Below are 550 nucleotides of genomic sequence, written 5' to 3'. Positions count from 1 at the left end.
CTTGCTGGCACTTATCTAACCTTGCATATATCGATAACCCCCAGAAAATTATGAAATAGTTCAGAATTGAATGCCGGACAAGAATACGTAGCTTTGACCGTGGCTACGTATTCTTGAGTTACCAAACAGATACAACATAACGAAGAACAGAATATCGAGTCACTCACTCTGGCTTGATATTTTGATTCATTCTGAACAAGTTGTTTGGATCAAACTTCTTCTTCACTTCTTGCAAGCGCGCATACGTTGGGCCATAGGCGGATTCTGTACGTTCAGCTTCGTCTTGCGTTAGGAAATTGATATACGCACCGCCACTGGCATACGGTTTGGTTTTGGCAAAAAAGTCTCTCGCCCACGCGATACAAGCTTGGTCATCTTCTGCGGAGTCCCATCTTCCGTGCACATTTAATACGTAATTAGCGTCACGGCTAGAATAAGCCATAGATTCAGGTTCTGGTCTAGATGCCGCGCAGCCAAGAGAAGCGATAAAAATCTCGCATTGAGGCGATGGTAACTTCCCTGCGTATTCTATCGCCGCATCAATGACACC

Annotated in this window: 1 protein-coding gene; it reads right to left on the bottom strand. The window is 44.7% G+C overall.

Annotated features, from left to right (window positions below; genetic code table 11):
* Positions 1 to 163 precede the first annotated feature (163 nt).
* On the bottom strand, positions 164 to 550 hold a 387-nt coding region (locus R7R78_RS28810; protein WP_225474930.1), incomplete at its 5' end, for a BBE domain-containing protein.

The sequence above is a fragment of the Vibrio sp. 2134-1 genome (genome assembly GCF_033339495.1).
Note: the sequence above shows the minus strand (reverse complement) of the source record. Positions and strands in the feature narration are given on the sequence as shown.